We start from the raw sequence: 23,446 nt of genomic DNA on the forward strand, positions 1-23,446 counted from the left end.
TCAGCGCGGGTACTGCGGCGACTCGTCCTCGCCGTGGGACGGCACGTCCGGGTCGTCGTACCCCGAGAGCTCGTCGGACGACACGAGGTCGTCGACGTCGAGCGTGGCCGGCCCGGCATCCGCCTTCGACTCGGTGCTCAGCAGGTGCGGGGGGATCCGGATCGGCGTGGTCGGTGCGACCGGCAGGCCGAGTCGGCGCTGCAGCGAACGCATCCACCGCGGCTGGGCGCCCAGCACTCCGCGTTCGTCGCGGGCCTCGACCTCGAGACCGTAGTAGTCGCCGATCTTGTCGATCAGCTGCGCGCGCTCCGCACGGGCGTAGGCGCGTCGCTCGCGGGTGAACGCGACGACCGTCGACCAGCAGATCAGCAGCATCACGACGCTGAACGGGAGTGCGATCGTGATGGCGGCGGTCTGCAGGGCGGTCAGGCCGCCCGCCAGCAGCAGGGCGATCGCGAGGGCCGCGGTCACGGCGACGAAGAACGTGCGGATCCAGCGCTTCGGGTTCTGCTGGCCCCCGGTCGCGATCATGCCCATCACGAGGGCTCCGGAGTCGGCGGACGTCACGAAGAAGATCGCGATCAGCAGCACGGCGCCGAGGCTCACGATCGTGCTGCCCGGCACGTGCGCGAGCAGCTCGAACAGGGCACCCTGCAGATCGACGGTGCCGTCGGCCCCGGTGAGCGTGCCGGGGGACTGCAGCTCGATCGCGAGCGCGGATCCGCCCAGCACCGCGAACCACAGGATGCCGAGCAGGGTGGGCACCAGGATGACGCCGGCGACGAACTCGCGCACCGTGCGGCCCTTCGAGATGCGGGCGATGAAGATGCCGACGAACGGCGCCCACGAGATCCACCATCCCCAGTAGAACGAGGTCCACTGCGCCTGCCACGCCTCGCCGGCGGTGCCCTGGAACGCACTGACGTTGAACGAGAGCCCGACGAAGTTCTGCACGTAGTAGCCGATCGACTGCACGAACTCGCGCAGCAGGAACTCGGTCGGACCGACGGCCAGCAGATAGAGCACGAGCAGCCCGGCCATGACGAGGTTGGCGTTCGACAGCCACTTCATGCCCTTGGTGACGCCGGACAGCACCGACATCAGCACGAACACCGAGATGATCAGGATGATGATGACCTGCGTGGTCTCATCGGGTTCCGCCAGCCCCGCGGCACTGAGGCCGGCGCTGATCTGGATGACGCCGAGCCCGAGCGATGTCGCGACGCCGAACAGCGTGCCGACCAGGGCGATCACGTCGATCGCATGGCCCCATCCGCCCTCGACGCGCTTGCCGAGCAGCGGCTCGAGCGTCCAGCGGATCGAGATCGGGCGCTTGCGGCGATGGATGGCGTAGGCCAGGGCGAGACCGATCACGACGTAGATCGACCAGGCGTGCACGCCCCAGTGCAGGTAGGTCTGGCCGAGTGCGGCCTGCGCGAGTTGTTCGGGCGTGCCGGTGACGCCGGGGCGCGGGGTCGCGAAGTGCGTGAGGGGTTCGCTCACGCCGTAGAAGACCAGGCCGATGCCCATGCCGGCGGCGAACAGCAGCGAGAACCACGACATGAGCGAGAACTCCGGCTCGTCGTCATCCTTGCCGAGCTTGATGTCGCCGAAGCGGCTGAAGCCGAGGTACAGGCTGAAGGCCACGAAGAACGCGGCGATCAGCACGTAGTACCAGTTGAAGGCGTTGACGATCGTGGTCTGGATCGCGCCGAACAGCGCCTCGGCGAGGTGCGGGGCGGCGAGGGTGAACGCCACGAAGGCCACGATGATCACCGTCGCGGGCCAGAAGACCCAGCGCTGGAGCGGTGGCAGTGCGCGGCGCGCCGCCGTGCCTTCCGCGGTGTCCGCGGAGACCGGATCTGCGGCGGTGGCAGGGGTCGGCTGGGGCGTGTTCTCCGGTCCGCTCATCCCTCAACGGTATATCGCTGAGGGTGGCGGGTCAGTCCTTCGGTCGCGCGGAGCGGATCGGAGTGGTCACCGCCGCCTCATCGCTGAACTCCACGGGGTCGACCTCGTCGATGATGCTGAGCGGCCGCGTCTCGTCGAGAGTCAGCAGGAACCGGCGGTTCTCATCGCGGTGCAGTCGACCGGAGGTGAACACCCAGATCGCGCCGATCGCACACGCGATGAGGCCCGCGGTGCCGCCGAGCATGATGGCGGCGCGCGGGCCGAACGCGTCGGCCACCCAACCGGCGATCGGGGCGCCGACCGGTGTCGAGCCCATGATGACGGCCATGTAGAGGGCGAGCACGCGTCCGCGCAGCGCGGGATCGGTGGTCATCTGCACATAGCCGTTGGCCGTGGTGAGCAGGGTCACGATCATGAAGCCGGTGAACATCAGGGTCACGGCGTACGCGGCGTAGCTCGGCATCGCCGACGACACGAAGGCCGCGACGCCGAAGCCCCCGGCCGCGAAGATCACGACGCGCACTCTGGCGCGGTCGCGGCGGGCGGCCAGCAGGGCGCCCGCCAGCGAGCCGATCGCGAGGATCGAGCTGAGCACGCCGTAACCGTCGGCACCGGCGCCGAACTCGATCGCCATGGTCGAGGCGAAGATCGGGAAGTTCATGCCGAAGGCGCCGATCAGGAACACGGTCACGAACACGACGCGCAGGTCGCTGCGTCCCCAGACGTAGCGGAAGCCGGCGGCGAGGCCCCCGCGGCTGCGGTGCTTGGGGCGAGGGGCGAGCAGACTCGTGCGCAGCATCGCCAGCGCGAGGATCATCGCGAGGAAGGTCGCCGCGTTGACGATGAACACCCATCCGGAGCCGATCGCCACGATCAGCAGACCTCCGACGGCCGGTCCGATCATGCGGGCCAGGTTGAAGGATGCCGAGTTCAGTGCGACCGCGTTGGAGGTGTCGCCCGTGGACACCATGTCCGAGACGAAGGCCTGGCGGGCCGGAGCATCGAAGGCGTTCACGATGCCGAAACCGAGCGCGAAACAGAACATCATCGGCAGGGTCATGAGGCCGTTGAGCAGCAGCACGCCCACCGCGATCGCGAGTCCGAGCAGGGCGGTCTGCGTCGTGAGCAGGATGCGACGGCGTTCGAACCGGTCGGCCACCCAGCCCGTCAGGCTCACGAGCACCAGTGGCGGGCCGAACTGGAGCGCCATGGTCACGCCCATGGCGGTCGCGTCGTTGTCGGTGAGCTCGGTGAGCACGACCCAGTCCTGGGCGGTCGCCTGCATCCACCCGCCGACGTTGGACACCAGGGCCCCGGCGAACCAGATGCGGTAGTTGATGTTCGCGAACGAACGGAACATGGCACTCATCGGTCGGTCACCCGCCGCATCAGCTCGCTCGCCGCGCGCAACGTCTCGAGCTCTGCCTCGGTGTAATCGAGCTCGCGAAGCATGTCGGCGAGCAGCTCGTCACGGCGACGGACGGTCTCCACCACGATCTCGGTGCCGGCCGCGGTGATGTCGACCTGCACACGGCGGCGGTCGTCCTCGTCGGGGGTGCGCACCACGAACCCCTGCTTCTCGAGCCCGTCGACCGTGCTGGTCATCGACGGCGCGGTGACCCGCTCGTGCTCGGCGAGAGCGGAGATCGTGCGGCGGCCGTGCATGCGCAGGGTCGCCAGCACGGCGAGCTGCGCATCGCTCATCGAGTCGGCGGCGCGGGCGCACCGGAGCCGGCGAGCCAGGCGGAACGTGGCCATGCGCAGGTCTGTGGCGGTCAGGTGGAGGGCTTCTTCAGACGCAGACATTACTTAGATAGCCTATCTAATCTTCTGTGGAGGGGGAAGGGCGGATGCCGTCGTCGCCGCGCACACCCGGCAGAATGGAGGGCGTGACCCGAACTCTCGCTTTGGAACTCGCCGTACAGGACCCCGCCGGTGTCCGCATCGCCACGGAGGTCGGCGCCGCACGCGTCGAGCTCGCCACGGCTCTCGCGCTGGGCGGGCTCACCCCGTCGCAGGCGACCGTGGAGCTCGCGGTCGAGACCGCCGGTGACACCGGCCCCGAGGTGCACGTGCTGATCCGCCCCCGTGCGGGAGGGTTCCATTACGACGCCGACGAGCTTGCCGTCGCCGAGCGCGACGTGCGCCTGGCCCTCGCCTCCGGCGCCACCGGGGTCGTCATCGGCGCGCTCGACGCGGACGCGCGCCTCGACATCGACGCGATGACGCGCCTGCGCGATGCCGCGGAAGGAGCGTCGGTCACCCTGCACCGCGCCATCGATGTGACCGCCGACCCGGTGGCGACGCTCGCGGCGGCGCGGAGCCTCGGACTGCGTCGGGTGCTCACCTCGGGCGGTGCCTCCGCCGCGATCGACGGCATCGACACGTTGCGTGCCCTCGTCGCCGCCGCCGAGGGCGGGATCGAGATCATGGCCGGCAGCGGTGTGGATGCCGCCACGGCCCCGGCGCTCGCCGCGATCGGCGTCGACGCGCTGCACTTCTCGGCCAAGCGCGCCGTGCGCGAAGACGGCGGAGTGCGCATGGGGTCGGCATCCGACGGCGTCGGCGGCTACGAGGTCACGGATCGCGACATCGCGCTCGGCGTGCGGGCGGCGCTGGGCCTGTAGCCGGTGCTCTCCGCCATGGGTAGGCTCTCAGCGTGACGGATACGCGAGAGTTCACGGATGCCCACGGCATCGCCATCGTCTACGACGTCCACCCGGCTGAGGGCACGCCGCGCGGAGTCGTGCAGTTGCTGCACGGCGTCGGCGAGCACGCCGGACGCTACGGCGCGCTGATCGGCGCGCTCACCGGAGCGGGCTTCACGGTCTACGCCGACGACCACCGCGGGCACGGACGCACCGGCATCCGTCAGCACGACGGCCCGGCAGGGCTCGGCCGTCTCGGCAAGGGCGGGCTGCGCGCGGCCGAGGACGCCGTCTGGCAGCTGACCGGCATCATCCGCGACGAGAACCCCGACCTGCCACTCGTGCTGCTCGGTCACTCCTGGGGATCCTTCCTCGCGCAGATGCTCGTCAACGACCACCCCGACGCGTGGGATGCCGTCATCCTCTCGGGATCGGCGCTGCGCATGCCCGGCTCGCTGAACGCCGCGCCGTTGAACGCCCGCTGGGCCGGCCCTGATGCGACCGGGTTCGAGTGGCTCAGCCGCGACCCGGCGGTGTGGCAGGAATTCGCCGACGACCCGCTGACCACCGACGTTCCGCTGCTGAAGCTCTTCGGTCCCATCGAGGCCGCGAAGCTCTACGGGCGTCCCGCGAAGGACCTGGTCGCGAAGGGCGGACGCGACATCCCGCTGCTGCTTCTGGTCGGACGCGACGACCCGGTCGGCGGACCCCGCAGCGTGCACAAGCTGGCGGAGGAGTACCGCACCCGCTCCGGCTACACCGATGTCACGACGCTGGTCTACCCGGACGCCCGGCACGAGATCTTCAACGAGCTGCAGCAGGGAGAGGTGCGCGCCGACGTGCTCTCCTGGCTCGACAAGCGCTTCCCGCCGCGCGACTGACGGCGCTCTCCGGCGTCGCCGTGTTACGCACGATGAACGCGCATGACAGCCGGTGAAGCCGCGTGACGTGATCCTCGTCTCCGTGCGTCGCGCGCCCGTAGATTCGGGGGCAATATTCCGCGGACGAGCGAGGCGCGCCTGTGCGGTGCGCTCGCACGGGAGGGCACTGCTCCGATGAGTTTCGAGAAGGACTGGCACGACTGGCACGCGTCGCGCGAGCGCTACGCCGGCTCGGAGTATGGGCCCGCCGCGCTCGAGTCGACGAACTGGCTGATCGAGATGCCGGCCGCGGTCGACGGCATCCCGGGCCTCTGGGCGCTCACGGAGGACGGCGGCATCCGCGGCACCGACCTCGGGCAGGCCGGCGAGAGCGTGGCACTGCGCGGAGTGCAGACGTTGCGGCTCGGCAGACGGGAACTGCGACGGTTCACCCGCGACGGCACCGTCGCGCTGCGGGTCTACAACCCCGGACGGCCGGAGCGGGAGCGGTTCAGCGGAATCGACGCCTACCGCCCCGACCGTGCGTGGCGGGTGGAGGCGACGTTCGAACCGACCCCGGGCGAGAAGGTCACCATCACCGCGGTCGACGGTGCGGCGCACGAGTCCCCGCTCGCCGGTCGGCTGTCCTTCTCCCTGCGCGAGAAGGAGTACGAGCTGGCGGTCACCCGCAACGCCCAGGGGGCGCTGAGCGCGGTGTTCGGCGACGGCACCAACGGGCGTGAGACCTATCGGTTCCGGTTCCTGCCCGTCGACGAGCCCGCGGCCGACGGCGCCGCGGTGATCGACTTCAACCGGGCGTACCTGCCGCCGTGCGCGTTCTCCGACCAGTTCGTGTGCCCGCTGCCTCCGCCGGGCAACCGATACACCGTGCCCATCCGTGCGGGGGAGCGCGCGGTGGTGCTGGGCCGCTGACCTCGGACCGGGCGGTCGGCGCCCCGCGGACTTAAGCTGGAACCGTGCACGGTGAATACAAGGTCCCAGGGGGAAAGCTCGTCGTCGTCGACCTGGATGTCGAGGACGGCAGGATCGCGCGATTCCGACTGGCCGGAGACTTCTTCCTCGAGCCGGACTCCGCGCTCGACGACATCAACGCCGCGGTGACGGGGCTGCCGGTCGAGACGGATGCCACCGCGATCGCGACCGCCGTTCGTGAGGCTCTGCCGGCGGGCGCCCAGCTGCTCGGATTCACCCCCGACGCGGTCGGCACGGCTGTGCGGCGCGCGCTGGTGACGGCGCCGGGGTGGCGCGACTTCGACTGGGAGATCGTGCACGACAAGGCCGTCTCGCCTCGCATGAACCTCGCACTCGACGAGGTGCTCACCGCCCGCGTGGGCGAGGGCCGCCGCCGCCCCACTCTGCGCATCTGGGAGTGGGACGAGTCCGCCGTGGTGATCGGCTCCTTCCAGTCGTACCGCAACGAGGTCGACCCCGAGGGGGCGGCCCGCCACGGGTTCGACGTCGTGCGCCGGATCTCCGGCGGCGGGGCGATGCTCATGGCCGCGGGGCAGATCATCACCTACTCGCTGTACGTCCCGGCGTCGCTGGTGGCGGGCATGACCTTCGCCGACTCCTACGCCTTCCTCGACGACTGGGTGCTGCAGGCGCTGCGGTCCCTCGGCATCGACGCGGTCTACCAGCCGCTCAACGACATCGCGAGCCCCACCGGCAAGATCGGCGGGGCAGCGCAGAAGCGGCTCGCCAACGGGGGAGTGCTGCACCACGCGACGCTGTCGTACGACATCGACGGTCAGATGATGACCGAGGTGCTGCGCATCGGGCGGGAGAAGCTGAGCGACAAGGGCACCACGTCAGCGGCCAAGCGCGTCGATCCGCTGCGCAGCCAGACCGGACTCACCCGCGCCGAGATCATCGACCGGTTCATCGGCACCTTCCGCTCGCTGACCGATGCCGAGACCGGGGCGATCAGCGCCGAGGAGTACGCCGCCGCGGAGGCACTTGTGGAGTCGAAGTTCGCCACCGACGCGTGGCTGCACCGGGTCCCGTGACCGACCCCTCGACAGGCTCGGAGGATGGCGCATCCGAAATTCGGGAGCACGCGCCTTTTGCGGCCGCATCCGCCGAATCCGGCCGAAAAACGTGCAGCTCTCCGGCAGAGGTGACGCCCGGTGCCGTCACGATCATCGAGGGTGACAACCTCACGGCCGCGGCGACTCTGCCCGCCGCATCCTTCACCCTGATCTACCTCGATCCGCCGTTCAACACCGGCCGTACGCAGGAACGGCAGGTGGTCACGGCGCGGCGGGCGTCCACAACTCCTCAAGAATCCGAGGCCCCTGGCTCGAACAGTGCGGTCTCGCGGGACTCTGACAGGGCGGAGGTGCCGGAATTGAGGAGTTCTGAACCGGAGGCCGCCGAGACCGAGATCCGCCACGGCTTCCACGGCCACGCCTACGAGCGGGTGCGGGGGATGCTGCGCACGTACGACGACCGCTTCGACGACTACGGCACCTTCCTGATGCCGCGGCTCGAGGAGGCGTGGCGGCTGCTCGCCGACGACGGCACCCTGTACCTGCACCTCGACTACCGCGAGGCGCACTACGCCAAGGTCATGCTCGACGCGGTGTTCGGGCGGGACTCGTTCCTCAACGAGCTCATCTGGGCCTACGACTACGGGGCGAAGTCGCGCCGGCGCTGGCCCACCAAGCACGACACGATCCTCGTCTACGTGAAGAACCCGCGGACGTACGTCTTCAACGCCGACGAGATCGACCGCGAGCCGTACATGGCGCCCGGTCTCGTCACGCCGGAGAAGGCGGCGCGCGGCAAGCTGCCGACCGACGTCTGGTGGCACACGATCGTCCCCACCACGGGCCGCGAGAAGACCGGATACCCCACGCAGAAGCCCGAGGGCATCCTCCGTCGGATCATCCGCGCCTCCAGCCGCCCCGGCGATCGCGTGCTCGACCTCTTCGCCGGCAGCGGTACGACCGGCGCGGTGGCGTCGGCTCTGGGGCGGGATGCCGTGCTCGTCGACGACAACCCCGAGGCGGTCCGGGTGATGCGCGAGCGGATGCCGCACGCCGAGGTGACGGCGCTGAGCTGACGCACCGTGCGATCGACGTGTGCGCACCGCCGGCTCTACGCGATGTAGATCTTCCGCAGCGTCTCAGTGACGGTCCACGTGGTGCGCTGCCCCTCGGCCAGGCGCACCACCGCGCCGGGACCGACCGTGAGATCGGGCAGGGAAGGGTCGTCGAAGGTGATCGTGGCGTGCCCGGAGAGTACGACGAACACCTCATCCACCTCGGTGTCGGTGGCCGTACCCGGCGTCATCTCCCAGACGCCGATCTCGACGTCACCCAGAGACGCCAACGCCTGCGTGCCCGTCGTGGGAGTGCCGGAGAGGACCTCGTCGACCGGCAGTGGTTCATGGGCGAGACGGAGGGCGCCCGCATCCACGCCGGTGCCCGCGGCGAGCCCGCTCATGAGTCGAAGCCCATCCCGAGCGCATCGAGCGTCTTGAGGAACAGGTTGCGCTTGCCCTCGCGGTGGTCGGCCTGATTCATGGCCGCCCGCACCAGGTTGATGCCGATTGCGGCGGCGGGCTCCGGCGGGAACGGCACCGGCTTCTCGCGTACCATCTTCAGCGCCGTGCGCTCGGTCTCCTCACCCGACAGCTTGTCGAGCATGACGTCGGCGGCGAAGCGCGCAGCGCCGACGCCGAGCCCCGTGAACCCGGTCGCGTAGGCGACGCGGCCCTTGCGGGCGGTGCCGAAGAAGGCGCAGAAGCGGCTGGACGAGTCGATCGCTCCGGCCCAGCGGTGGGTGAAGGTGAGCCCCGCGAGCTGCGGGAACGTGGTGAAGAAGTGCGAGGCGAGGCGCCGGTGGCTCTCCATGCGGTCTTCGTACTCCGGACGCACCTTGCCGCCGAAGTGGTAGATCGCGTCGTAGCCGCCGAACAGGATGCGGTTGTCGGCGGTGAGCCGGTAGTAGTGGAATTGGTTCGCGCTGTCGGCGAGGCCCTGGCGGTTCGACCATCCGATCGACGCGAGCTGCGCGTCCGAGAGCGGCTCGGTCATCAGCACGTAGTCGTACACCGGCACGGTCATCAGGCGGTTGCGCTTCAGCAACGAGGGGAAGACGTTGGTGCCGAGTGCCACGGCATCCGCTGTCACGCGTCCGCCGTCGGTCACCAGCGTGATCGCCGAGGAGCCGTCGCCCTCGATGCCGCGCACCAGGGTGCGCTCGTGGATCTCGACGCCCAGTTCGGACGCGACGCGCGCGAGCTCCAGCCCCAGCTTCGCCGGATGCACCATCGCGCAGCCCTCGCGGTCCCAGGAGCCGGCGAGGAAGGTCTCCGAGTGCACCTCGGCCTGCACTGCGTCCTCGTCGAGGAAGCCGTCCTCGCCGCGGTACCACTCGACCTGATGCGGCTCCACCGCGACCGCCAGCTGGCCGGTGCGCTCGAAGTCGGTGTCCATGCCGTAGCGCGCGATGGTCTGCGCGATGCCGTCGAGGTTCGCCAAGCCCAGCTCCTCGAGCCGGTCGATCTCGTCGGGCCAGCGGTTCACGCCGTTCTCGTGGCCGTGGGTGAGGCTCGCCTCGCAGAACCCGCCGTTGCGGCCGGATGCGGCCCAGGCCACGCGGGATGCCTCGAGGAGCACGACCCGGCGCTCGGGGTCGCGCTCCTTGGCGCGGATCGCGGTCCACAGTCCCGTGTACCCGCCGCCGACGATCGCGAGGTCGGCGTGCACCGAGCCGGACAACGGCGGATGCACCGGCCGCTCGACGTCATCGAGCCAGAACACCCCGAAGGCGGTGGAGCGCAGGGAGTCGTCGATGACGGACTGCGGCGGCTGCTGACGCTCGAAGACGGTGGTTCCCATGATCACTCCGTTGGATGAGGGGGCGCGCCTCAGCGCGTACCCCAGTTGTAGAGGTCTTTGTAGAGACCCGCGTAGAGCAGGCTCTCGGTGTGCGCGATGCCGGGGATGGTGCGGATACGGGTGGCGATGAGGTCGATCAGGTGCTCGTCGCTCTCGCACACGGCCTCGACGAGGATGTCGAAGGTGCCGAGGGTGACGACCACGTAGGCGAGCTCGGGGATCTTCGTGAGCTCCTCGGCGATCGTGCGCGGATCGGCAGACACGCGGATGCCGATCATCGACATGCGGTGGAAGCCGAGCTGCATCGGATCGGTGACGGCGACGATCTGGATGATGCCCGCCTCGGTCATCCGCTGGACGCGCTGGCGGGCCGCTGCCTCGCTGAGTCCGACCTCGCGACCGATCTCGGCATAGGGCCGACGGCCGTCCTCCTGGAGGAGTTCGACGATCCGCTTGGAGATGTCGTCCAGGGCAGGCTGCTTCGGCGTGGTGCTCATGTGTCGATATTGACAGGTTGAACATGCTCTGGCAACTGATTCAGTTGTTTCGCCAGGAAAGTGCTTCAGATTTCGCACACTCCTCGCTACCATGTGGACATGCCTTCAGAGACGTTGCAGAACTTCATCGGCGGTCGCTACGTTCCCGTGCGCGGAGCAGGCAGTCTGCCGCTCATCGATCCGGCGACCGAGGAGGAGTACGGCGCGCTCCCCGTGTCGGACGGCAGCGACGTCGACGACGCCTACGCCGCGGCATCCGCTGCCTTCCCGCTCTGGCGCGACACCACCCCCGCCGACCGGCAGCTGGCGCTGTTCCGCATCGCCGACGACATGCTCGCCCGCGCCGAGGAGTTCGCCGACCTGGAGTCGCGCGACACCGGCAAGCCGCGCGCCACGCTCGTCGCCGACGAGATCATGCAGTCCGTCGACCAGCTGCGCTTCTTCGCCGGCGCCGCCCGCAGCCTCGAGGGCCGCGCCGCGGGGGAGTACCTCGCCGGGCACACCTCCTTCGTGCGCCGAGAGCCGATCGGCGTGATCGGTCAGGTCACCCCCTGGAACTACCCGCTCAACATGGCGGTATGGAAGATCGGCCCCGCGCTCGCCGCGGGCAACACCGTCGTGCTGAAACCGGCCGAGTCGACGCCGCTCACCACGCTGCTGCTGGCCGAGATCGTCGCGAACCACACCCCGGCGGGAACTCTGAACGTCGTGCTCGGCGACCGTGACACCGGCGTGGCACTGGTCGAGCACCCGACGCCGCAAATGGTCGCGATCACCGGATCCGTGCGCGCCGGTATGGCCGTGGCCCGCTCGGCCGCGAACGACGTCAAGCGCGTTCACCTCGAGCTGGGTGGCAAGGCCCCGGCGATCGTGTTCCCGGATGCGTCGATCGAGAAGGCCGTCGAGGGCATCATCACCGGAGCGTTCTTCAACGCCGGCCAGGACTGCACCGCCGCGACGCGGGTGCTCGTGCACGCTTCGATCCACGACGAACTGGTCGCGGCGCTGGTCGCTCGCGCCCGCACGCACGCCCGCACCGGCGGTCCGCACGAGGAGGGCGTGCTGTACGGCCCGCTCAGCAGCGCGGCGCAGCTCGCCCAGGTGTCCGGCTTCATCGAGCGGCTGCCCGCGCACGCGACGATCGAGACCGGTGGCGCGCGTCAGGGCGACCGCGGCTACTTCTGGGAGGCCACGATCGTGTCGGGTCTGCACCAGGACGACGAGGCCGTGCAGGGCGAGATCTTCGGCCCGGTGCTGACCGTGCAGTCGTTCTCCGAGGACGCGGAGGCGCTGGAGATGGCGAACGACGTTCCGTACGCGCTGGCCGCATCGGTGTGGACCACGGATCACGCGCGTGCGATGCGGTTCTCGCGCGACCTGGACTTCGGGTGTGTGTGGATCAACACCCACATCCCGTTCGTTTCGGACATGCCGCACGGCGGATTCAAGCACTCCGGCTACGGCAAGGATCTCTCGCAGTACGGCTTCGACGACTACACGCGCATCAAGCACGTGATGTCCGCGCTGGACTGACGCCCGCCCGCCCGCCCGCCCGCCGCGCCCGCCCGCCCGCCCGCCGAGTGCACGGGTTGTTGCCGAGTGCACGGGTAGTTCGCGCGGATAGGTCGTGCACTCGGGCGGATGCCGTGCACTCGGCGCACAACCGGACCCCCGCGCGTCATGTTTCCGGGCGGCGGCCCGGCGGCGCGGCGTGATGTGGGAGGCTGGGCGGAGTTGACTTGGGGGGATCGCCATGACCAGGCCACTCGCAGGACCACAGACCCTGCTCCGCGCACTCAACGGCCGCGCGATTCTCGAAGCGCTCGCGCGCACCGGCCCGCGCACCCGTGCCGAGCTGATGGCCGCGACCGGGCTGTCCCGCACCGCCGTGACGCAGGTGCTCCGCATGCTCGAGAGCGCAGGGGCCGTGGCGCCGGCCGGCGTCGACCGTGATACCCGCGGTCCCGCTGCGGGCCGGGTCGCGTTGCATCCGCGTCTCGGATTCGCCGCCGCGATCCACGCCGACCACCATGCCGCGCACGTCGTGCTCGTCGACCCGACCGGCGCCGTGCGCGCGGAACTGCACGAGGACTTCCCCCGCGTCGACGATCGCGTCACCCACATCGCGCGCCTGGTCGATCGATGCCGGCGCGCGGTGAAGGGGCCGGTGCACGCGGCGGTCGTCGGCGTCCCCGGCATCGTCACCGCCGACGGCGGCATCCGCAACGACGAGGGCCCGGATGGCGGCGCATTCCGTTGCGCGCTGGCAGCGGCTCTCGGGTGCGAGGTGCGTATCGAGAACGACGTCAACCTGGCCGCTCTCGCCGAGCTCTCCGTCGGCGCGGTCGCCGACCTCTCCAGCTTCGCGCTGCTGCTGCTGGTCGACGACGGCCTCGGTGCCGGGATCGTGATCGACGGCGCGCTGCACCGGGGCGCCTCCGGGATCGCCGGTGAGATCATGTACCTGCCGCAGAGCCCGCTGCCGATCGGCGCTCCGGTCGTGAACGACGCCGTGGTCAGCGACCTCGCGCGCGTGTACGACCTCGACCCCGACGCGCTGCTCGGCGCGCACCTCGAAGCCGCGGCCGATGGCGACGAGGCCGCGCTGCAGCTGGTCACCGAGGTCGCCAGACGTCTGGTGCTGATCGCCGGCACCATGACGCTCGTGCTCGACCCCGAGGCGTTCATCCTCAGCGGCAGCGCCGCGCACCCTGTTCTCGCCGAGGCGGTCGCCCGCATCGCCGAGGAGTATGCCCCGCTGCTGTCCGTGGGCTTCCGGGTGTCGTCGTTCGGCGTCGAAGCCCCCCTGATCGGCGCGACGGGAGAGGCGGCATCCGCTCTTCGCGCCGCGCTGTTCACCCGTATCCTGACCCCACCCGACAAGACCGCACGCTGACCCCACCCGACAGGAGTCGACGATGACTGCTCCCTCCGATCTCGCCGAACGCCTCGGACTCGCTCCCGGCGCCAGGGCGATCATCCTCAACGCCGACGACTTCGGCATGTGCCATGCGGCCAACACCGCGATCGTCGAGCTGCTGGACGCCGGTCGCGTCGACTCCACGACGCTGATGGTCCCGTGCTCCTGGGCGCCGGAGGCGCTGGCATTCGCCGCCGCGCGCCGTGACCTCGACGTCGGCGTGCACCTGGTGCTGACGAGCGAGTGGTCCCGCTACCGGTGGCGTCCGCTCACGGGCACCGCGACCACGCTGGTCGACGAAGACGGCTTCTTCCCGGTCGATGTCGCGTCGGTCGAGCAGCGCGCCGCGAACGACGACGTCGCCGCCGAGCTCGCCGCGCAGCTGCAGACCGCCCTCGACGCCGGCGTCGACGTCACGCACCTCGACAACCACATGGGGTCCGTCTACGGACTCGCGACCGGCCGGGACTTCCTCGGCGAGGTCTTCGCGCTGGCCGCGCAGCACGGGCTGCCGTTCCGCCTGCCGCGCAGCATGGATGGCGTCAGCGCCGACACCCTCGCCAGGGCGACCGGCGCGGCTGATGCGCTCGGGGTCGAGATCATCGACCGGCTCTGGTCGCACCCCTTCGAGCTGGTCGGTGAGGGCACGGATGCCGCCGAGACCTACGAGCAGGTGCGTGACGGCTTCGTGGCGCTGCTGCGTGCCGTGCCCGCCGGTGTCACGGAGATCTACCTGCATCCGATGACCGACTCGGAGGAGCTGCGTTCCGCGGTCGACTTCGCCGCCGTCAAGCGGGGTTACGAGCTGCGCCTGCTCTCCGACCCGGTCGTGACACAGGCGATCGCCGACGAAGGCCTCGTGCGCATCGGCTGGCGTGCGCTGCGCGATCTGCAACGGGGCACGCGATGACCTCGCTCCTCACCCGCCTGCGCGACCGTCGGCTCGACGCAGCACCGACCAGGGCGCAGTCGACCGCCTTCGGCCTCTCCGGGTTCCCCACCCAGCTCATGGCGCAGACGTTCTCGGCGTTCGCGGTCTACTTCTACGTCTCGCACCTCGCTGTGCCGGCGGCATGGGTGGCGGCGGCCCTGATCGCCCACGGCATCCTCAACGCCCTGCTGAACCCGGTGATCGGCGCGCTGTCGGACCGCATCCGCACGCCGTGGGGACGCCGCATCCCGTGGATCGGCTTCGGCATCGTGCCGCTGGTCGTCGGATTCGTGCTGGTCTGGATGCCGCCGGAGTTGCCGACCGCTGGGCTGATCGCCTGGTTCCTCATCGTGGTCGCGGTCTACGACATCGCCTTCGTGGTCGTGGTGCTGAACATCTCGGCGCTGTTCCCCGAGATCTTCCGCACCACGGACGAGCGAGCGCGGGGCAACGTGCCCCGGCAGATCTTCGCGATCCTCGGCATGGTGCTGGGCACCGCGGGAGCGCCGCTGCTGTACGACTCGATCGGCTGGCCGGGCATGGCGCTCGTGCTGGGTGCGGTGTGCCTGGTGCTGCTGGTCTGGTCGTTCCTCGGCGGCATGGTCGAGCGCCGCGTGCCCGAGGCGGCCTCCGAGGCGATGCGCTTCCGCGACCAGCTGACGTACACGTTCGCGAACAGGGCGTTCGTGCCCTACGTGCTCGGGTCGCTGTTCGTGCAGACGTCGATCGCGATCATCCTCGCCGCCGTGCCGTTCTACGTGCGCTACTCGCTGCATGCGGCGGAGGGCGAGAGCAGTCTGCTGCTCGGGGCGATCTTCGTCACCGCGATCCCCTCGATCGTGCTGTGGAGCGCGGTCGTGCGCCGCACGAACCCGCGCACCGCGCTGCTGTGGAGCGTTGCCGTGTTCGGCATCGCCGTGCTCGGCTACCTGGTGCCGACGAGCGTCCTCGGCGCAGCGCTGGTGGGCGTCGCGGTGGGGGTCGGCGTCGGCGGTCTGCTGCAACTGCTCGAGGTGGTGCTGGCACAGATCATCGACGAGGATGCCGGGCGCACCGGCCACCGCCGCGAGGGCGCGTACTTCGGCGTGAACGGATTCGTGGTGCGCGGCTCGGTCGTGCTGCAGGCGATCGTCGCGGCGGTGGTGCTCACGTCATCCGGCTTCGATGCCGCGCTGGAGGATGCGCAGCCCGCGACCGTCGACGGCGGCATCCGGCTCATGCTCGCGGTGATCCCGCTGCTGTTCACCGCGCTGGCGTGGCTCTGCTTCTGGCTCTACCCGATCCGCCGTCGCGACCTCTGAGGCTCAGCCGGCGTTGCGGCGGGCTTCCCAGCCCGTGCGCACCATCTCGTCGACCGTGTACCGCATGGTCCAGTCGAGGTCGCGGGCGGCGAGCTCTCCGGTGGCCACGATCCGGTCCGGGTCGCCGGGGCGACGAGGGCCGATCTCGGGGGTGAAGTCGATGCCGGTCACACGGGCGACGGCATCCATGATCTGCTTCACGCTCAGGCCGTCACCGGAGCCGAGGTTGTACGCCGGCTCGATGGCCTCACCGGACGACAGGCGCTTCGCGGCGGCGACGTGGGCCGCGGCGATGTCGCCGACGTGCACGTAGTCGCGCACGTTCGTGCCATCCTCGGTCGCGTAGTCGTCGCCGAAGATCTTGGGGGTCCTGCCCGCGATCAGCGCCTCGAACACGATCGGGAACAGGTTGTGCGGGCTGACGTCGTACACCGTCGGATCCGCCGAGCCGACCACGTTGAAGTAGCGCAGCGAGGTGTGGCGCAGCGGCGTCTCGGAGTCGGCGGTCGCGATCGCCTGGTCGCGCAGCAGCCACTCGCCGATCAGCTTGGACTCGCCGTAGGGGCTGGCCGGCTTCTTCGCAGTGTCCTCCACCACGAGCGCGACATCGGGGGTGCCGAACACGGCGGCGGACGACGAGAACACGATGTTCGCGACGCCCGCGGCCTGCATGGCCTCGAGGATCACACGGGTGCCTTCGACGTTCTGCGCGTAGGTGTGCAGCGGGCGCTGCACCGAGACCCCGGCGTACTTGTAGCCGGCGACGTGGATCACGCCCTCCGCGTCATGGTCGCGCAGCGCCTTCTCGACGAGCTCGCGATCCAGGATGCTGCCCTGCACGAACGCCACGCCCTCCGGCACGAACGACGCCACCCCGCTGGAGAGGTCGTCGAGCACCACCGGGGTCAGCCCGGCATCCGCGAGAGCGCGCACCACGTGGGCGCCGATGTAGCCGGCGCCGCCGGTGACGATCCAGGACATTGCGTTCCTCTCCTGCCGCGCGGTGCGCGACGGTTCTGTCTTCGTTCTCCGCCCTGAGGCGATCACGCCCCGCGAGCCTGCACCTGTGGGCGGAATCGTGCGCTGACTCCGCCCACAGGCGTCAGCGCTCGTGGGCTCCGTCTGTCATTCTCTCAGGCGTCGCGGTGCGCGCCCGCGGACGGGACGACCGTGAACAGGTGCGGGGCGCCGAATCCGGCCTCGGCGAAGGCGGTGTCCACCGCGGTCGACACCGCGTCCACCGCGCTCTGCTCGATCAGCGCGATCGCGGCACCGCCGAAGCCTCCGCCGGTCATCCGGGCGCCGATCGCACCCGCGGCCAGGGCGGCCTCGACCGCGGTGTCGAGCTCCGGCACCGAGATCTCGAAGTCGTCGCGCATCGAGGCGTGCGAGGCGACGAGCAGCTCGCCGATCGCCCGCGCTCCCTGTGCGCGCAGCACCCGCACGGTGTCGAGCACGCGCTGGTTCTCGGTCACGATGTGCCGCACGCGGCGGAACGTGACGTCGTCCATGAGCTCTTCGGCGCGGGGGAGGTCGGCCACCGACACATCGCGCAGGCTCTTCACGCCCATGATCGCCGCCCCCTTCTCGCACGACGCCCGGCGCTCGCCGTAGCCGCCTGTCGAGTGCGCATGCTTCACCCGTGTGTCCATCACGAGGATCGCCAGGCCGGATGCCGCGGCGCTGACGGGCACGGTCTGCGCCTCCAGCGAGCGGCAGTCGAGGAAGATCGCCTCGTCGGCCTCGCCCAGCATCGACGCCATCTGGTCCATGATCCCGGTCGGCGCTCCGACGGCCTCGTTCTCGGCGCGGCGTCCGATGCGGGCGAGCGCCACGCGGTCGAGCCCGGCGTTCCAGAGGTCGTTCAGAGCGGATGCCGTCGCGCCCTCGATCGCGGCCGACGAGGAGAGTCCGGCGCCGACAGGCACGTCGGAGGCGATCGCGATGTCGGCACCGCGACCCGTCGCTCCCGCCAGCTGCAGCGCCCAGGCGACGCCGAGCGGGTACGCGGCCCACTCGGGGACAGCAGGAGCGGAGCCCGTGGGGGTCGGGAACAGCGCAGTCAGCTCGTCGAGCGCGACCTCGACCACGTCATCCGCGAAGGTCGATGCCACGCGGATGCGGCCGTCGTCGCGCGTGCCGACCGCCGCGACCGTGCGGTGCGGGATCGCGAACGGCAGCACGAAGCCCTCGTTGTAGTCGGTGTGCTCGCCGATCAGGTTGACGCGGCCGGGTGCCGACCAGAGTCCGTCCGGCTCGTGTCCCGTCAGGGTGGAGAAGAGCGCGCGGGCGTCGTCCTGTGCGGCGGTCATGCGGAGGCCTCCTCGGCGCGGGTGATGGCTTCGCGGATGCGGGCGGCGCCCTGCTCCGGGGTGACCTCGGCGGCCCAGGCCCACATCGCGGCCTCGGAACCGGCGAGGAACTTGAGCTTGTCGGCGGCGCGGCGCGGGCTCGTGAGCTGCAGGTGCAGGCGCACGGTGTCGCGGCCCACGTGCACCGGTGCCTGGTGCCAGGCGGCGATGTACGGCGTCGGAGTGTCGTAGAGCGCATCGACGCCGCGCAGCAGACGCAGGTAGAGCGGCGCGAGCTCGTCGCGCTCGGCCTCGGAGGTCGCGGCGAAGTCGGGCACGTGGCGGTGCGGCATCAGGTGCACCTCGAGGGGCCAGCGGGCCGCGAACGGCACGAACGCGGTCCAGTGCTCACCGCGGAACACGACGCGCTCGGAGGCCTGCTCGAACTCCAGCACGCGGGCGAAGAGGTCGGGGGCGGTGCGGTCGATCGCATCGAGCAGCCGGGTGGTGCGCGGGGTCACGTAGGGGTACGCGTACAGCTGGCCGTGCGGATGCGGCAGGGTCACGCCGATCGCCTCGCCGCGGTTCTCGAACGGGAACACCTGCTCGATCCCCGGCAGCTGCGACAGCGCGGCCGTCCGGTCGGCCCAGGCCTCGATCACCGTGCGGGCGCGGGTGACGGACTGGGTGCCGAATGATCCGGAGTGCTCGGGGCTGAAGCACACGACCTCGCAGCGTCCGACCGAGGTGCGGGTGCGGCCGAGTCCGAGCGCGGCGAGGTCGTCGAGTCCGCGGGGAGGGTTGCTCGCGGCGGGAGCGGCGCCGATCGCCTCAGCGAGCGCGGGGCCGAATGCGGGGGAGCGGTTCTCGAACACGGCGACGTCGTACAGCGACGGCACCTCCGATGGGTTCGTCGGGGTCTGCGGTGCGAGCGGGTCGGCGTCGGCGCCGGGCATCATGACGCGGTTCTGTCGGTTCGCGGCGACCGTGATCCAGTCGCCGGTGAGCACGTCGAGGCGCATCGTTGCGGTGTCGGGGCGGGGGTCGAGCGTGCGGGCGTCGACCGCGCGGTCGGGGCCGAGCGTCGAGTCGCGGTCGTCGTAGTAGATGATGTCGCGGCCGTCGGCCAGCACGGTTGCGCGCTTGACGACGCCGGCGCCGAGGGTCTCGGTCCGCATCTCAGGAAGTTCGGTCGTGTTCACGTAAACATGGTACGACTTCGGCCGTGGTAACGTCAACATTGCGGAGTTATGGACGGGGGATGCCAGTGACCGAAGACGACCTCAGCCTCGCGCTCGACCGTGGACCGCGCCGTCGCCGTCCCGCCACGGGCCGGGTCTCGATGGCCGCCGTCGCCGCCCGCGCCGGGGTCTCGGGTCAGACCGTCTCCCGCGTGGTGAACGAGAGTCCGCGGGTCGACCCCGCCACGCGCGCCAGGGTCGAGCAGGCGATGTCCGAGCTCGGCTACCGTCCACACCGCGCCGCGCGTGCCCTGCGTACCGGTCGCTCGCAGACCATCGGCCTCGTCGTCACGACCCTCGCCACCGTCGGCAACTCGCGCATGCTGCAGGCGACGGCCGAAGCGGCTGCAGAACGCGGGTACGCGCTCACCCTCGTCACGGCGGGGTCGAGTGTGGCCGAAGCCTTCGAGCGGCTCGCCGAGCAGGAGGTCGACGGCGCGATCGTGCTGAACGAGGCCTCCGCCCTCGTGCCGGCCGCCGACCGCCCTGCCGGGCTCCGTCTGGTCGTGGTCGACGCGGTGGCCGGTACCGGGTTCCAGGCCGTGCACAGCGATCACGCCGGAGGGGCTGCCGCGGCGACGCGTCATCTGCTCTCGCTCGGGCATGAGGTCGTGCACCACCTCGCCGGTCCGGCCGACTCCTTCGCCGCGACCGAGCGCGAGCGCGGATGGCGCGAGGCGCTCGACGCCGCCGGCATCCGTCCGCCCTCCGTGGTGCGCGGCGACTGGAGCGCGCAGTCCGGGTTCGCCGCGGGGGAGCAGCTCTCCGCCGCCTCGGCGGTCTTCTGCGCGAACGACCAGATGGCGCTCGGGCTGCTCCGTGCGATCGCCGACGGCGGGCGGCAGGTGCCGGAGGAGGTCAGCGTCGTCGGCTTCGACGATGTGCCGGACGCGGCGAACTACCGTCCACCGCTCACCACCATCCGGCAGGACTTCACCGCGCTCGCCCATCGGGCCGTCGCGGCGCTGGTCGCCGACATCGAGGGCGAGGGTGCCGGCGCGTCGGCGTCGGTCGTCCCCACCGTACTGATCGAGCGCGCCAGCACCCATCGTCGCTAGGGCGTCGCCGCCCGGACCGCTCCGTTAGGCTCGGGACAGGAGGTCGCTCGATGACGCGAGTGGTACTGGCTCCCGACAGCTTCAAGGGCACGATCACGGCAGCCGATGCCGCGGTCGCCCTGGCTCGGGGATGGGCATCGGTCGACCAGGCTGCGGAGTTCGTGCACCGACCGATGGCGGATGGCGGTGAGGGCACGGTGGCGGCGTTCGAGGCCGCGGTCGCCGGTTCCGTGCGCATCCCGGTGACGGTCGATGGCCCCGCGGGGGTCCCGGTCGACACCTTTTGGCTGCTGCTGCCGCCCACAGCCGATGCACCGCTCGGCACCGCGGTGGTCGACCTCGGCTCCACCTCCGGCATCGAGCTGCTCGACGAGCTGCGCCCCTGGGATGCCGACACCTCCGGCTTCGGACAGGCCATCGCCGCCGCCCTCGACCACGGCGTCTCGCGGCTCGTGCTCGGCATCGGCTCGAGCGCGTCGACCGACGGCGGCACCGGCATGCTCACGGCTCTCGGCGCGCGGTTCCTCGACACCGACGGTGCGGCGATCGCCCGCGGCGCGCGGGGGCTCGCGAGCCTCATGACCGTCGACCTCAGCGCCCTGCGCCCGGCCCCTGACGTGCGGGTGCTGACCGACGTCACGAATCCGCTGACCGGTCCGCGGGGTGCCGCCGCCGTGTTCGGCCCCCAGAAGGGACTCCTCGCCGAGATCGACCGTGTCCGCGTCGACGCCGGTCTCGTCGGCCTGGCGGCACTGCTCGGCCTCGACGCCACGCTCCCCGGCACCGGCGCGGCCGGTGGCACCGGAGGAGCGCTGGTGGTGTGGGGCGGAGTGCTCGCGCCCGGTGCCGCCGAAGTCGCGGAGCTCATCGGCCTCGCCGAGGCCATCGCCGATGCGGATGTCGTCATCACCGGCGAGGGGTCGTATGACGGGCAGTCCGGCGACGGCAAGGTGCCCTCGTTCCTGGCATCCCTCGCCGTCGATGCCGGAGCGCGGGCGGTACTGGCCGCCGGTCGCATCAGTCCGGACGCGGACACCTCGCTGTTCGCGGCATCCGTGTCGCTCACCGATCTCGCCGGCTCCGCCGCCGCCGCGCTCGCCGAGCCGGCCCGCTGGTTGCGCGCGGCCGGCAGCGCATTGGCTCGCGCCGCCAGGTGACGTCGTCACCCGTCACGGACTCAGGAGTGCGTGCGCCCGTGAGCCGTCGCCGACCTCAGGCGCCGAGTGCGGCGGCCACCACGGCGCGGGCCTCGGCCTGCACCTCGGCGAGGTGCTCCGGGCCGCGCAGGCTCTCGGCGTAGAGCTTGTAGACGTCTTCGGTGCCGGACGGACGGGCGGCGAACCAGGCGTGCTCGGTCTGCACCTTCAGTCCGCCGATCGCGGCGCCGTTGCCCGGTGCGTGCGAGAGCTTCGCGGTGATCTCCTCGCCGGCCAGGGTCGTCGCCGACACCGACTCGGGGGCGAGCTTGCCGAGCGTCGCCTTCTGCTCCGGCGTCGCCGGGGCATCCACCCGCTGATAGGCGGAGGAGCCGAAGGCCGCTTCGAGCTCGGCGTACCGCTCGGACGGGGTCTTGCCGGTCACCGCGATGATCTCGGCGGCGAGCAGGCAGAGCAGGATGCCGTCCTTGTCGGTCGACCACACCGAGCCGTCCTTGCGCAGGAACGAGGCTCCGGCGGACTCCTCGCCGCCGAACGCCACCGAGCCGTCGAGCAGGCCGGGCACGAACCACTTGAACCCGACGGGCACCTCGAGCAGACGGCGACCGAGCGACTCGGCGACGCGGTCGATGATCATCGACGACACCAGAGTCTTGCCGATCGCGGCATCGCGCGGCCACTCGGCGCGATGAGAGAACAGGTAGTCGATCGCGACGGCCAGATAGTGGTTCGGGTTCATGAGGCCGGCATCCGGGGTGACGATGCCGTGCCGGTCGGCGTCGGCATCGTTGCCGGTGAGCACGTCGAAGTCGCCCTTCTTGGCGACCAGCGAGGCCATCGCCGACGGCGAGGACGGATCCATGCGGATCTTCTCGTCCCAGTCGAGCGTCATGAAGCGCCAGGTCGGGTCGACCTCGGGGTTCACGACCGTGAGGTCGAGGTCGTAGACCTCCTTGATGAGCGCCCAGTACTCGACGGATGCGCCGCCCAGGGGATCGGCGCCGATGCGCACGCCCGAGCGACGGATCGCGTCGACGTCGATGATCGTGGCGAGGTCGCGCACGTAGGCGTCGCGGAAGTCGTAGCCGGTGATGGCATCCCAGTCGACGTCGCCGAAGCGCTGACGCTTGACGCCGTCGAGCCCGTTCGCGATGAGCTCGTTCGCGCGGTCGGCGATCCAGCCCGTGGCATCCGTGTCGGCAGGTCCGCCGTGCGGAGGGTTGTACTTGAAGCCGCCGTCGCGCGGCGGGTTGTGGGAGGGCGTCACTACGATGCCGTCGGCGCGACCCGCGTTCCCCTCACCCGGTCCCTGAGCCTGTCGAAGGGCGCGGTTGTAGGTGAGGATCGCATGGCTGAGCGCCGGGGTCGGCACCCAGGAGTCGCGGGAGTCGACGCGCACGTCCACCCCGTTCGCCAGCAGCACCTCGATCGCGGTGCGCTCGGCGGGGAGCGAGAGCGCGTGCGTGTCGCGGCCGAGGAAGAGAGGACCGGTGATGCCCTGCCCTGCCCGGTAGTCGACGATCGCCTGGGTCGTGGCGAGGATGTGGTTCTCGTTGAAGCTGCCGGACAGCGATGAGCCGCGATGGCCGCTCGTGCCGAAGGCCACGCGCTCGGAGGCGACGTCGGGCTTCGGGATACGGTCGTAGTAGGCGGCGATCAACTCGTCGACATCGATGAGGTCAGTGTCCTCCGCGGGGAGGCCGGCACGGCTCGTCATGCACACAGTCTGCCCCCGATCCCGCTGGAGGCGAAACTTCGGTTTC

Annotated in this window: 21 protein-coding genes; 11 read left to right on the forward strand and 10 right to left on the reverse strand. The window is 70.7% G+C overall.

Annotated features, from left to right (window positions below):
* The 3 genes from ACIOVG_RS10330 to ACIOVG_RS10340 are packed head-to-tail and all read right to left on the reverse strand — an operon-like array spanning position 1 to position 3,717.
* Positions 1–1,911 (reverse strand): BCCT family transporter, encoded by a 1,911-nt coding sequence (locus tag ACIOVG_RS10330; RefSeq protein ID WP_400872508.1) that lies wholly within the window; start codon positions 1,909–1,911, stop codon positions 1–3.
* Positions 1,912–1,942: 31 nt separating this feature from the next.
* Positions 1,943–3,271 (reverse strand): MFS transporter, encoded by a 1,329-nt coding sequence (locus ACIOVG_RS10335; protein ID WP_400872511.1) that lies wholly within the window; start codon positions 3,269–3,271, stop codon positions 1,943–1,945.
* A 5-nt stretch (positions 3,272–3,276) separates the two neighbouring features.
* Entirely contained in the window at positions 3,277–3,717 is a 441-nt protein-coding gene (locus ACIOVG_RS10340; protein WP_400872514.1) for a MarR family winged helix-turn-helix transcriptional regulator, read from the reverse strand.
* Between the two features lie 83 nt (positions 3,718–3,800).
* Between ACIOVG_RS10340 and ACIOVG_RS10345 the strand changes: the two genes are divergently transcribed.
* The 5 genes from ACIOVG_RS10345 to ACIOVG_RS10365 all read left to right on the forward strand — a co-directional run bounded on the left by ACIOVG_RS10345 (position 3,801) and on the right by ACIOVG_RS10365 (position 8,504).
* On the forward strand, positions 3,801–4,538 hold the full coding sequence (locus ACIOVG_RS10345) for a copper homeostasis protein CutC (protein ID WP_400872516.1): 738 nt from the start codon (positions 3,801–3,803) through the stop codon (positions 4,536–4,538).
* Positions 4,539–4,570: 32 nt separating this feature from the next.
* A complete protein-coding gene (locus tag ACIOVG_RS10350; RefSeq protein ID WP_400872519.1) occupies positions 4,571–5,440 on the forward strand; it encodes an alpha/beta fold hydrolase in 870 nt (289 codons plus the stop codon).
* A gap of 174 nt (positions 5,441–5,614) precedes the next feature.
* Entirely contained in the window at positions 5,615–6,352 is a 738-nt protein-coding gene (locus tag ACIOVG_RS10355) for a DUF1684 domain-containing protein (RefSeq protein WP_400872522.1), read from the forward strand.
* A gap of 44 nt (positions 6,353–6,396) precedes the next feature.
* Positions 6,397–7,446 (forward strand): lipoyl protein ligase domain-containing protein, encoded by a 1,050-nt coding sequence (locus ACIOVG_RS10360; protein ID WP_400872525.1) that lies wholly within the window; start codon positions 6,397–6,399, stop codon positions 7,444–7,446.
* Between the two features lie 110 nt (positions 7,447–7,556).
* Positions 7,557–8,504 (forward strand): DNA-methyltransferase, encoded by a 948-nt coding sequence (locus tag ACIOVG_RS10365; RefSeq protein WP_400872528.1) that lies wholly within the window; start codon positions 7,557–7,559, stop codon positions 8,502–8,504.
* A 35-nt stretch (positions 8,505–8,539) separates the two neighbouring features.
* On the opposite strand, the gene ACIOVG_RS10370 is transcribed toward ACIOVG_RS10365, so the two are convergent.
* Genes ACIOVG_RS10370 through ACIOVG_RS10380 form a run of 3 tightly spaced genes read right to left on the reverse strand, consistent with a single transcriptional unit; the run spans position 8,540 to position 10,784 of the window.
* Positions 8,540–8,887, reverse strand: a complete 348-nt coding sequence (locus ACIOVG_RS10370; protein ID WP_400872531.1) for a cupin domain-containing protein — start codon at positions 8,885–8,887, stop codon at positions 8,540–8,542.
* Positions 8,884–10,287: an NAD(P)/FAD-dependent oxidoreductase gene (locus ACIOVG_RS10375; RefSeq protein WP_400872534.1), complete on the reverse strand. Its 1,404-nt coding sequence runs from the start codon at positions 10,285–10,287 to the stop codon at positions 8,884–8,886. The genes ACIOVG_RS10370 and ACIOVG_RS10375 overlap by 4 nt, the downstream gene beginning before the upstream one ends.
* Before the next feature lie 29 nt (positions 10,288–10,316).
* The gene (locus ACIOVG_RS10380) at positions 10,317–10,784 is read right to left on the reverse strand and encodes an Lrp/AsnC family transcriptional regulator (protein WP_141870660.1); all 468 of its coding nucleotides are present in this window, start codon (positions 10,782–10,784) and stop codon (positions 10,317–10,319) included.
* Between the two features lie 99 nt (positions 10,785–10,883).
* On the opposite strand from ACIOVG_RS10380, the gene ACIOVG_RS10385 reads away from it, so the two are divergent.
* From ACIOVG_RS10385 to ACIOVG_RS10400, 4 genes are all read left to right on the forward strand, one after another.
* Positions 10,884–12,317, forward strand: coding sequence for a gamma-aminobutyraldehyde dehydrogenase (locus tag ACIOVG_RS10385; protein ID WP_400872538.1), 1,434 nt, complete (start codon positions 10,884–10,886; stop codon positions 12,315–12,317).
* A gap of 220 nt (positions 12,318–12,537) precedes the next feature.
* Complete coding sequence (locus ACIOVG_RS10390) at positions 12,538–13,680, forward strand: ROK family transcriptional regulator (protein WP_400872541.1); 1,143 nt, start codon at positions 12,538–12,540, stop codon at positions 13,678–13,680.
* 22 nt (positions 13,681–13,702) lie between these two features.
* Positions 13,703–14,614: a polysaccharide deacetylase family protein gene (locus ACIOVG_RS10395; RefSeq protein WP_400872544.1), complete on the forward strand. Its 912-nt coding sequence runs from the start codon at positions 13,703–13,705 to the stop codon at positions 14,612–14,614.
* Positions 14,611–15,936, forward strand: a complete 1,326-nt coding sequence (locus ACIOVG_RS10400; protein ID WP_400872547.1) for an MFS transporter — start codon at positions 14,611–14,613, stop codon at positions 15,934–15,936. The genes ACIOVG_RS10395 and ACIOVG_RS10400 overlap by 4 nt, the downstream gene beginning before the upstream one ends.
* 3 nt (positions 15,937–15,939) lie before the next feature.
* Here ACIOVG_RS10400 and galE read toward each other — a convergent pair whose 3' ends face one another.
* The 3 genes from galE to galT all read right to left on the reverse strand — a co-directional run bounded on the left by galE (position 15,940) and on the right by galT (position 19,405).
* Positions 15,940–16,917, reverse strand: a complete 978-nt coding sequence (gene galE, locus ACIOVG_RS10405) for a UDP-glucose 4-epimerase GalE (protein ID WP_400872549.1) — start codon at positions 16,915–16,917, stop codon at positions 15,940–15,942.
* Between the two features lie 152 nt (positions 16,918–17,069).
* Positions 17,070–18,248: a galactokinase gene (gene galK, locus ACIOVG_RS10410; RefSeq protein WP_400872552.1), complete on the reverse strand. Its 1,179-nt coding sequence runs from the start codon at positions 18,246–18,248 to the stop codon at positions 17,070–17,072.
* Positions 18,245–19,405: a galactose-1-phosphate uridylyltransferase gene (galT, locus tag ACIOVG_RS10415; RefSeq protein WP_400872742.1), complete on the reverse strand. Its 1,161-nt coding sequence runs from the start codon at positions 19,403–19,405 to the stop codon at positions 18,245–18,247. Before galT ends, galK begins: the two co-directional genes overlap by 4 nt.
* Before the next feature lie 164 nt (positions 19,406–19,569).
* Here galT and ACIOVG_RS10420 point away from each other — a divergent pair, with 164 nt between their 5' ends.
* On the forward strand, positions 19,570–20,526 hold the full coding sequence (locus ACIOVG_RS10420; protein WP_400872745.1) for a LacI family DNA-binding transcriptional regulator: 957 nt from the start codon (positions 19,570–19,572) through the stop codon (positions 20,524–20,526).
* A gap of 50 nt (positions 20,527–20,576) precedes the next feature.
* Positions 20,577–21,683 carry a glycerate kinase gene (locus tag ACIOVG_RS10425; RefSeq protein ID WP_400872555.1) on the forward strand — a complete coding sequence of 369 codons (1,107 nt, stop codon included), beginning with the start codon at positions 20,577–20,579 and terminating at the stop codon, positions 21,681–21,683.
* A gap of 55 nt (positions 21,684–21,738) precedes the next feature.
* Here ACIOVG_RS10425 and pgm read toward each other — a convergent pair whose 3' ends face one another.
* On the reverse strand, positions 21,739–23,400 hold the full coding sequence (gene pgm, locus ACIOVG_RS10430) for a phosphoglucomutase (alpha-D-glucose-1,6-bisphosphate-dependent) (RefSeq protein ID WP_400872558.1): 1,662 nt from the start codon (positions 23,398–23,400) through the stop codon (positions 21,739–21,741).
* Between the last annotated feature and the right edge of the window lie 46 nt (positions 23,401–23,446).

The organism is Microbacterium sp. NPDC087591, assembly GCF_044743625.1.
Lineage (GTDB): Bacteria > Actinomycetota > Actinomycetes > Actinomycetales > Microbacteriaceae > Microbacterium.